The 10102-nt window shown below is 74.8% G+C and carries 9 protein-coding genes; 6 read left to right on the top strand and 3 right to left on the bottom strand.

Annotation, left to right across the window (positions count from 1 at the left end; translation table 11 throughout):
- Window positions 1–175 precede the first annotated feature (175 nt).
- Entirely contained in the window at window positions 176–949 is a 774-nt protein-coding gene (locus C6N75_RS19810) for an SLATT domain-containing protein (protein WP_105870254.1), read from the bottom strand.
- Window positions 950–1339: 390 nt separating this feature from the next.
- Here C6N75_RS19810 and C6N75_RS19805 point away from each other — a divergent pair, with 390 nt between their 5' ends.
- From C6N75_RS19805 to C6N75_RS19780, 6 genes are all read left to right on the top strand, one after another.
- Window positions 1340–1681 carry a YbaB/EbfC family nucleoid-associated protein gene (locus tag C6N75_RS19805; protein WP_105870253.1) on the top strand — a complete coding sequence of 114 codons (342 nt, stop codon included), beginning with the start codon at window positions 1340–1342 and terminating at the stop codon, window positions 1679–1681.
- 196 nt (window positions 1682–1877) lie between these two features.
- Window positions 1878–2477, top strand: a complete 600-nt coding sequence (recR, locus tag C6N75_RS19800; protein ID WP_105870252.1) for a recombination mediator RecR — start codon at window positions 1878–1880, stop codon at window positions 2475–2477.
- On the top strand, window positions 2470–3129 hold the full coding sequence (locus C6N75_RS19795; protein ID WP_105870251.1) for a DUF5063 domain-containing protein: 660 nt from the start codon (window positions 2470–2472) through the stop codon (window positions 3127–3129). Before recR ends, C6N75_RS19795 begins: the two co-directional genes overlap by 8 nt.
- A 262-nt stretch (window positions 3130–3391) precedes the next feature.
- Window positions 3392–4663, top strand: a complete 1272-nt coding sequence (locus C6N75_RS19790) for an aspartate kinase (RefSeq protein ID WP_105870250.1) — start codon at window positions 3392–3394, stop codon at window positions 4661–4663.
- Between the two features lie 456 nt (window positions 4664–5119).
- Window positions 5120–5944: a SigE family RNA polymerase sigma factor gene (locus tag C6N75_RS19785; protein WP_105870249.1), complete on the top strand. Its 825-nt coding sequence runs from the start codon at window positions 5120–5122 to the stop codon at window positions 5942–5944.
- Complete coding sequence (locus C6N75_RS19780) at window positions 5941–7245, top strand: hypothetical protein (protein ID WP_146132614.1); 1305 nt, start codon at window positions 5941–5943, stop codon at window positions 7243–7245. The genes C6N75_RS19785 and C6N75_RS19780 overlap by 4 nt, the downstream gene beginning before the upstream one ends.
- A 19-nt stretch (window positions 7246–7264) precedes the next feature.
- Here C6N75_RS19780 and C6N75_RS19775 read toward each other — a convergent pair whose 3' ends face one another.
- On the bottom strand, window positions 7265–8089 hold the full coding sequence (locus tag C6N75_RS19775; protein ID WP_105870248.1) for an SURF1 family protein: 825 nt from the start codon (window positions 8087–8089) through the stop codon (window positions 7265–7267).
- 68 nt (window positions 8090–8157) lie between these two features.
- Window positions 8158–10005, bottom strand: coding sequence for a S9 family peptidase (locus C6N75_RS19770; protein ID WP_105870247.1), 1848 nt, complete (start codon window positions 10003–10005; stop codon window positions 8158–8160).
- Between the last annotated feature and the right edge of the window lie 97 nt (window positions 10006–10102).

Genomic DNA, 10102 nt, shown 5'->3' with positions numbered 1-10102 from the left:
CCCCGGAGCGGCCCACCACCCTGGAGGAGCCGGCCGGCCCGGTGCCGCGGGACGACAGCCCGTTCGCCCGCGAGCGGCACGTCTGGCTGGGACTGCACGCGGCAGCGACCCGGAGCCTCGGCCAGGGCTCGATGGTACGCCGGTACGCCGGTACGCCGGTACGCCGGTACGCCGGTCAGCGGGGCTCGGGCGGGCGCTGGCGCGGCATGTGGGGGCGGGCGCCCGGCGGCAGCGGGCGGCGGTCCGGCGGCGAATGGCCCTCGGGGCCGCCGCGCGCCGGGCCGGCCGGCGGCACGGCGTACCCGGACAGCGGCGCCGGGCCGGGGACGAACGCCGCCATCCACTCGGCCGTCTCGGCCCGCACCAGCTCGCCGACCTCCTCGGAGAAGCGGCGCAGCACCCCCAGGCACCGCTCGGCCGCCTCGCTCGCGGTGCCCTCGGCCGGGCCCAGCACCTCCCGTACGCTCTCCGCCGCCCAGTCGAAGCGCAGCGCCCGCAGCCTGTGGTGCACCGCCTGGGCGGTGGCCACGTCCCGCATCCAGCCCGAGGTGAGGCCGAAGTAGCGGTCGCAGCCCAGGCAGGCCGCGCCCAGCAGCAGCGAGACGTACCCCCAGCCCGCGGCCCCGCCCAGCGCCCCGGTCAGGTCCAGCAGGGGCAGGGCGGCGCCGGTGACCGCGCCCAGTGCCGTACCGGCGCGCAGCGCGCGGGCCCCGCGCCGCTTCCAGGCGCGGTCGGCCAGGTACCACTCGGCCGTGCGCAGCGCCTCCTGCTCGACCCAGCGGTACACCTCGTCGAGGCGCTCGGCGGGCTGCCCCCAGTCGCCGCCGGGGAACGGCGGGCCGTCCGGGTCGCCGCCCCGGCCGCCGTACGCCGAGCGCCGTCCCCGGCGGCCGTCGGCGTCGCCGCGGGCGGGTCTTCCGGGCCGACGACCGGGCCGGCCGGGCTGCATCTCCGGCTGACTCACCGGGGCACTCCTCTGTACTTGTCGCTTCCGTGTGCCTGCTGTTTCCGTACGCGGGGCTTTCCGCAACCGCCGCCGAAGCCGTGTACCGCTGCGTGAGCCGTGTACCGCTGCGTGAGCCGTGCACGCCGCCTGAGCCGTGTACCGCTGGGAACCGCCGCGTACCGCTTACTGAAGCGCACGTGCTTCGCTACCGCCGAATGGCGGTCATCGGGCCGGGCACCCGGGATGTCCGCCCCCACGTGGGGTGTGACGGGGTGCCGGGCATGCCTGCCTTCCACCCGAACGAGTGAATGCGGGCGGAGGGGGCACACCCCTCGGGAACCACGTAGGCTCGGCTTACCGAGTACGTTTCCGTCGAAAGCACCAGGAGTGACCGTGATCCCCGGTGGCGGCCAGCCCAACATGCAAGAGCTCCTCCAGCAGGCCCAGAAGATGCAGCAGGACCTCGCCCGCGCCCAGGAGGAGCTGGCGCAGACCGAGGTGGACGGCCAGGCGGGCGGCGGTCTGGTCAAGGCGACGGTGACCGGCGCCGGCGAGATCCGGAACCTGGTCATCGACCCCAAGGCGGTCGATCCGGAGGACACCGAGACCCTGGCCGACCTGGTGGTGGCGGCGATCCAGGCGGCGAACGAGAACGCCCAGGCGCTCCAGCAGCAGAAGCTCGGCCCGCTGGCCGAGGGCCTGGGCGGCGGCGGCATGCCGGGTCTGCCGTTCTGAGACGACGGACGCGATGGACGCGACGCACGTGACGGACGCGACGGACCTGATCGGCGCGACCGGTGCAGGTCGGCGCGACCGGCGCGACTGAGCGAACGGGCGGCCGGACGGGCGGGGGCGGACGTGCCCCCGCCTTCTCAGCGCCGGACCCAGCAACTACCGTGAGCACCACAGCACTCCAGGAGAGGCGTTTCCGTTGTACGAAGGCGTGGTTCAGGACCTCATCGACGAGCTGGGCAGACTGCCCGGCGTCGGTCCCAAGAGCGCGCAGCGGATCGCCTTCCACATCCTGCAGGCCGAGCCCGCCGACGTACGGCGGCTGGCCGGGGCGCTGATGGAGGTCAAGGACAAGGTGCGGTTCTGCGCGGTGTGTGGAAACGTCGCGCAGGAGGAGCGCTGCGGAATCTGCCGCGACCCGCGGCGGGACGACGCGGTCATCTGTGTGGTGGAGGAACCGAAGGACGTCGTCGCGATCGAGCGGACGCGTGAGTTCCGAGGGCGGTACCACGTCCTCGGCGGCGCGATCAGCCCGATCGAGGGCGTCGGTCCGGACGACCTCCGCATCCGTGAGCTGCTGGCCCGGCTCGCGGACGGCACGGTCACCGAGCTGATCCTGGCGACCGACCCCAATCTGGAGGGGGAGGCCACCGCGACGTATCTGGCGCGCATGGTCAAGCCCATGGGCCTGAAGGTGACGCGCCTGGCCAGCGGGCTTCCCGTTGGCGGCGACCTGGAATACGCCGACGAGGTCACGCTCGGGCGTGCGTTCGAAGGGAGACGACTCCTCGATGTCTGACGCCACACTGCACGCGCATGCGATGGACCCGGACAGTTTCGCGGTCCAGATCGCCGACTCGATCGAGTCCTTCATCGTGGCCACCACGGAGGTGGCCAAGGGGGACGAGCCCGACAGCGCCGTCCCGTTCCTGCTGCTGGAGGTCTCGCAGCTCCTGCTGGCCGGCGGCCGGCTCGGGGCGCATGTGGACATCGTCCCGGACGAGCGGTACGAGCCGGACGCCGGTCCGGACGACGACGTGGACGAGCTGCGGATGCGCTTCGCGGTGATGCTGGACCCGGTGGACGTCTTCTCCGAGGTCTTCGACCCCTACGAGCCGCGCAGGGCCCCGGTGCCGTGCCGGATCTCGGACAACCTCGCCGACATGGTGGCCGACCTGCGGCACGGGCTGGCCCACTACAAGGCGGGCCGCACCACCGAGGCGCTGTGGTGGTGGCAGTTCTCGTACTTCTCCAACTGGGGGCCGACCGCCTCCGCGACCCTGCGGGCGTTGCAGTCGCTGGTCTCGCACGTCCGGCTGGACCAGCCGCTGGCCGAGCTGGACGGCCTGGACACCGACGAGGACCTCGCCGAGGACGCGCTGGCCGAGGAGGCGGGCCGGGTGATGGCCGCCGAGATCCTCGGGCCGCTGGGCATGCGCACGGCCAAGTAGCAGTCCTCGCGTCCGGGGCCCGGCCCCTGAGGGGGCCGGCTCCTGTGGCCGTCCCCTGCGGCCGTCCCCGTGAGCCGCGCGTGAGCCGGCCCACAATCGCGCGTAGGCCGGACGGGCCCGGGCAGGGACCGTTCGAGCGGCCGCGGGCCCCCGCGACGATCACCTGGTGAGCGGGACATCTCACGATGTGACTGAGCAGGGGCGATTCCCGGCCGCTCGTTAAACTGAGCCGACCGCAAAACGGACTGAGCGAGGAGCGCACGTGGGCCTTGTCGTGCAGAAGTACGGAGGCTCCTCCGTTGCCGATGCCGAGGGCATCAAGCGCGTCGCCAAGCGAATCGTCGATGCCAAGAAGAACGGCCACCAGGTGGTCGTCGTGGTATCGGCGATGGGCGACACGACGGACGAGTTGATCGATCTCGCCGAGCAGGTATCCCCGATCCCTGCCGGGCGCGAGTTCGACATGCTGCTGACCGCCGGAGAGCGGATCTCCATGGCGCTGCTGGCGATGGCGATCAAGAACCTGGGCCACGAGGCCCAGTCGTTCACCGGAAGCCAGGCCGGGGTCATCACCGACTCTGTCCACAACAAGGCGCGGATCATCGACGTCACGCCGGGCCGTATCCGTACGGCGCTGGACGAGGGCAACATCGCCATCGTCGCCGGCTTCCAGGGCGTCTCCCAGGACAAGAAGGACATCACCACCCTCGGCCGCGGCGGCTCGGACACCACCGCCGTCGCGCTGGCCGCCGCGCTGGACGCCGAGGTCTGCGAGATCTACACCGACGTCGACGGCGTCTTCACCGCCGACCCCCGGGTCGTGAAGAAGGCCCGGAAGATCGACTGGATCTCGTTCGAGGACATGCTGGAGCTGGCCAGCTCCGGCTCCAAGGTGCTGCTGCACCGGTGCGTGGAGTACGCACGCCGCTACAACATCCCGATCCACGTGCGCTCCTCCTTCTCGGGGCTCCAGGGCACATGGGTCAGCAACGAACCGCGAGGGGACCTCAAGGTGGAGCAGGCCATCATCTCCGGTGTCGCCCACGACACCTCCGAGGCGAAGATCACCGTCGTCGGCGTGCCCGACAAGCCGGGCGAGGCCGCCGCGATCTTCCGCACCATCGCGGACAGCGAGATCAACATCGACATGGTGGTGCAGAACGTCTCCGCCGCGTCGACCGGGCTGACCGACATCTCCTTCACGCTGCCCAAGGCGGAGGGCCGCAAGGCCATCGACGCCCTGGAGAAGCAGAAGTCCCTGATCGGCTTCGAGTCGCTCCGCTACGACGACCAGATCGCCAAGATCTCCCTGGTCGGCGCGGGCATGAAGACCAACCCGGGCGTCACCGCCGGGTTCTTCCAGGCGCTCGCCGACGCCGGGGTGAACATCGAGCTGATCTCCACCTCGGAGATCCGCATCTCGGTCGTCACCCGCGCCGACGAGGTCAACGAGGCCGTGCGCGCGGTGCACACCGCGTTCGGGCTGGACAGCGAGTCCGACGAGGCGGTCGTCTACGGCGGCACCGGGCGCTGAGACCCGGGCCGCGCCTGACGCGGCATCTCGCGGTGCGGCGGCGGCGGTCCGGTCTCGGACCGCCGCCGCCGCACTGCTGCTGCTGCCGACCGGAGTACGGGACGGGCGGTGCACACGGGACGGCCGGTGTACGGGACGGGCGGTGGCGGCGCCGGTCCGCCGCGCCGCCGGCGTTGTCGGAGGCTGTTTGTAGGATCTGCGCACACCCGGTGCGGAGCTCCTCCGGTCCGGCCCCGTCCCGGCCGCTCGACCCGGGGCGGGCGCAGGCGTCACGACGCCCGTCGCCGGCCCGCAACCGGCGGGGGGGGAGCCGGGCGTCTTGGCGGTCGGCCCCATGTGCCGCCGCGCCGACCGGGGCGATCAGGGAGAGCGGGTACGCATGAGGTCAGACGGCGCATCGCCGACGGCGGTGGGGTGGGCGTACAACCCTGACGGGGGGAAGCGTGTCCAACAGGCGTGGCAGAGGTACTCGACATCGCAGCGGTGGTCCCGCTCCGCGCCGGACGCGCCGTCAGGAGCTCGGCCGTCCCGGCCGCGCTCGTCGCAGCCGTCCCGGCCCTCCCCGGCACGGCACCGGGCACCGTGCGGCCGCTGCGGCGCCCGCCCCGGCGGGGCGGGGGCATGCCGGTGACAGCACCGATGCCCGCCACTAGGCCGACGGCGCCGGGCATCCCCTCCCAGCGCGGTGCGCAGGGCGCCGCGCAGCCGCAGCCGGCGTCCGGCTCGGCGGCCGGGGCGGACACGACGGCCGCCGCGGGGACGACGGCCGCCGTGGAGACCGCCGTCGCGGGGACGACCGTCGACCACCTCACCGAGACCTACCGGGCGCACTACCGCTCGCTCCTCGGACTCGCCGCGCTGCTGCTGGACGACACCGCCTCCTGCGAGGACGTCGTCCAGGAGGCGTTCATCCGGGTGCACTCGGCGCGCAGCCGGGTCCGCGACCCGGAGAAGACGCTGGCGTACCTGCGCCAGACCGTGGTCAACCTCTCCCGGTCCGCGCTGCGCCGCCGCATCCTGGGGCTGAAGCTGCTCTCCAAGCCGATGCCCGACATGGCGAGCGCGGAGGAGGGCGCCTACGACCAGTTGGAGCGGGACGCCCTGATCAAGGCCATGCGCGGCCTCCAGCGCCGGCAGCGCGAGGTGCTGGTGCTGCGGTACTTCGCCGACATGACCGAGGCCCAGGTCGCCGAGACGCTCGGCATATCGCTCGGCTCGGTGAAGGCGTACGGCTCACGCGGCATCGCGGCCCTGCGCGTCGCCATGGGAGCGGCGACATGAGCGGCGGACACGGCGGCGGGCGCGGTGAGGGGCGCGGCGGCGACCGCGCGGACGAGCGGCACGGCCCGGACCGACCGCCGCACGACCGGACGGGAACCAGGAACGACACGGTGAACGACACACCGCAGCGGTCGGAGCGGTCGGCGCGGACGCAGCGGCTGACACGGCTGGACTGGGACAGCCCGGCGGACGACGGGCGGGAACGGGCCCGGCCCGGGGCCTTCCCGGCGCTCGACCGGGACGGATCGGCGCTCGACGCCGGCGAGGCGGAGCTGCGGCGGATGCTGCTGGGGGCGGTGGACGGGCTGACGCCGGCCGAGGACAGCCTCGACCGGCTGCGGCGCGCGGTGCCCGCCCGGCGGGCCCGCAAGCGCCAGGCGGTGGTCGGCGCGGCTGCCGCGGCGCTGCTGTTCGGCACGGCGGTGCCCGCGTTCGTGCACGTCGCCGCCTCCGACGACGCCGCCGAGGACCGGCGGGTGATGGCCGGCCACGGCGAGCAGGCCCAGAGCGGCACGGGCGGGACCGAGCAGCGGGGCGAAGCCGGCCGCGGCGGCGCGGTCGGACCGGACGGCCCCGCAGCGGTCGCCGGCAGCCCCCCCGGCGCCGGCGCGAGCGGTACGCCGTCCCCGGACGCCTCGGAGAAGGCGGCCCCCGGGGAGGACCCCGACGGCGCGCCCGCCGACAGCGCTGCCCCGGTCGGCAGCGCCGCACCGGTGAGCACCCCGGTCTGCGAGGCCTCCCAGCTCGGCTCCGCCCTGGCGGACCTGGGCCGGCCCGACGCCGAGGGCAAGGTGTACGGCGCCTTCCGGATCTCCAACGTCTCCCGGGCCGCCTGCGCGGTCGGCGGCGCCGGGACGGTCGCGCTCACCACCTCGGGGGCCGCGGACCCGGCGAAGGTGAAGCTGCTGCGGCACACCGCCGGCGACCCGGCGGTCGCGCTGCCCGACCCGGCGCGGGAGGCGGCCGCCCCGCTGCTGCTGCCGCCGGCCGGGAGCTACGAGGTGAAGTTCGCCTGGGTGCCGGGCGAGACCTGCCCCACCGAGGGCGGCGAGCCGGAGCCGACGCCCGAGCCGCCCGGCCCCTCCGAGGAGCCGACGACGACCCCGGGCGGCACCGAGGAGGGCGCCGCCGACAAGGCCGCGAACACCGAGACCCAGCTCGGGCGGGTGGACGGCGGACCGGCCGACGGCGCGGTCACCGTCACCCACACCGCCGAGCGGGGCTCGCCGACCGCGGCCGCCGCGATCTCCGGCGCCTGCGCGGGCGCGGTCTACCACACCGGGATGCTGCCGGCGCCGTGAGCGGCCCCGGGGCGGGGCCTCAGCCCCGGGCGGCCGTGCCCGCCGGGGCCGCCGCCTCGGAGCCGGCGGCGTCCTCGGCGGGGCCCGCCGTGTCGGAAGCGGCCGGGGCGAGACCGAGGGCGGCGTCGCGGGCGGCCTCGGCCTCGCGGCGGAACAGGCGGAACCACATGAACAGCACGAAGCCCGCGAAGACGAACCACTCGCCGGTGTAGCCCAGGTTCTGGAAGGCCTTCAGGTCCAGCCCGCTGCCCTCGGCGGCCGCCGCCGGCACCGGGGTCAGCCCGGCCGGGGCGTCGGTGAGCGTCACCCAGGCGTCGTAGACCTGCCCGGGGACCAGATTGACCAGGGAGGCCGCGCTGATCATGCCGACCTGGCCGTCCGGCAGCCCGCCGGTGCGCACCCCCGGGCTGCCGCCGTGCTCGGACGCCTGGAGCGCGCCGGTCACCGTGGTGCGGCCGCGCGGGACGGCGGGGACCTCGGCCCCGGCCGGCAGCCAGCCGCGTACCACCGGAAGCTCCCGGCCGCCGTCGGTGCGCAGCAGGGTCAGCACATAGGCGCCGGTCCGGCCGTCCAGCTCCCGGTCCGGCACGAGGAACTGGCGGCCGTACTCCCCGCTCGCCGCGGCGGTGCGGCCGGAGGTCTCCTGGTCGACCGGCAGCAGCTCCTCCAGCGGCTCGGCCCGCACCGAGGAGGGGTCCGGCCGCTGCTCGGCGGCCTGGTGGGAGTCGACGCGCTCCTCGAAGCGGCCGAGCTGCCACGTCCCCATGAAGACGCAGAAGGGGATCGCCAGCACGACGAAGACGTTGATCCCCCACCAGCGGGGCGTCGCCAGGAACCGGTACACACCACCACGGTACGGAACGGGCTCGGGGCGCCGGTGCGCGGGGCCGCCTCCCGGGCCCCGCCGGGGCGTCAGCGCTCCAGGTGCCGGGCGGCGAACTCCAGCTCCAGCCGGACCTGCTTGATCCGCTCCTCCACCACCAGCGAGCCGTGCCCGGCGTCGTAGCGGTACACCTCGTGCACCGCGCCGCGGGCCGCGAGCCGCTCCACGTAGTTGTCGATCTGGCGGATCGGGCAGCGCGGGTCGTTGACCCCGGCCGAGATGTAGACCGGGGCGCGCACCGCGTCGACGTAGGTGAGCGGGGAGGACGCCTCGAAGCGCTCGGGCACCTCCTCGGGGGAGCCGCCCATCAGGGTGCGGTCCAGGGCCTTCAGCGCCTCCATCTCGTCGTGGTAGGCGGTGACGTAGTCGGCGACCGGCACGGCGGCCAGGCCGACCGCCCACACCTCCGGCTGGGTGCCGAGGCCGAGCAGGGTGAGGTAGCCGCCCCAGGAGCCGCCGGAGAGCACCAGCCGGTCGGGGTCGGCGAGCCCGGAGGCCACCGCCCACTCCCGTACCGCGGCGATGTCCTCCAGCTCGATCAGGCCGATCCGGTGCTTCAGGGCGTCCGTCCACTCCCGGCCGTAGCCGGTGGAGCCGCGGTAGTTGACCCGGACCACCGCGTAGCCGTGGTCCACCCAGGCGGCCGGGCCGGCGGCGAAGGCGTCGCTGTCGTGCCAGGTGGGGCCGCCGTGCACCTCGAAGACGGTGGGCAGCGGGCCGGTGGCCCCGGCCGGCCGCTGCACCAGGGCGTGGATCCGGCCGCCGGGGCCCTCCACCCAGACGTCCTCCACCGGCACCGAGTCGGGCGCCCGCGTCCCGGGCGCCTCCAGCACCACGCCGCCGGCCGTGGAGCGCACCGCGGGCGGGACGGCCGCCGAGGACCACAGGTACTCCACCGTGCCGTCCGGGCGGGGCGTCGCCGAGGAGACGGTGCCGGGCGGGGTGTCGACCTTCTCCAGGGAGCCGGTGGCGATGTCGTAGCGCCACAGTTCGCCGCGCGCCTCGAAGCCGTGCGCGACGAGCAGTCCGGAGCCGTCCGGATACCACTCGGCCGACACGTCGCCGGGCAGGTCGATGGCGAGGTCGCGCTGCTCGCCGGTGGCGGTGTCCCACAGCAGCGGCTCCCAGCGCCCGCGCCGCTGGTGGGCCAGGAGGAGCCGGGTGTCGCCGGCCACCGGGGCGAAGCCCAGCACCGACAGGCCCAGCTCCTTCGTGCCGCCCTCGGTGTCGTCCAGCTCGGCGACCGGTGCGCCGTCCGGGCGGACCACCCGCACCGCGGCGTGCATGGCGTCGCCGTGCTCGGTGTGCTCGACGGCGAGCAGCGTGCCGTCGTACGAGAGGTCGCCGACGCCCGCCGACTCGCGGTGCCGGTAGATCTCCACGGCCTCGGCCGCGCCGGGCCGGACGAGGTGCAGCGTCGAGCCGTCCTCGTCGGTGGACCGGCCGACGACCACGGTGCCGTCGCGGCCGATGGCCAGCCCGGCCGAGTAGGAGGGGGCCAGCCCGGGGACGGCCGGCTCGTCCGCGCCGCCGTGGAAAGGCTGGCGCATCCAGACGCCGAACTCGTCGCCGTCGGTGTCGGAGAACCACCACACCTGCTCCCCGTCGGGGGAGAGCGTGCCGTCGGTGGTGCCGTTGGGCCGGTCGGTGACCTGGCGCTGCCGGCCGGTCTCGCGGTCCCAGGCGTACAGCTCGTAGGTGCCGGTGGCGTTGGACACGAAGAGGGAGCGGGCCGGGGCGTCCTCGGCCCACTCGGGCAGCGACACCCGCGGCGCCCGGAAGCGCTTCTCCCAGTCGGGGACGGTTCCGGGCAGGTCCGCGGGGGTGGCGGTGGTCGCGGTGGGGTCGGTCGGTCCGGTCGGTTCGCTCGTCGTCATGGCCCCATGAAACCCGATGGGTGGGCCGTCCGGGGGAGGGCTAGGCGACCCGGCCCGCGCCGCGCGGGGTGTCGTCGGTGCACAGGGACCAGATGAC

This window comes from Streptomyces solincola, assembly GCF_002982015.1.
Classification (GTDB): domain Bacteria; phylum Actinomycetota; class Actinomycetes; order Streptomycetales; family Streptomycetaceae; genus Streptomyces; species Streptomyces solincola.
Note: the sequence above shows the minus strand (reverse complement) of the source record. Positions and strands in the feature narration are given on the sequence as shown.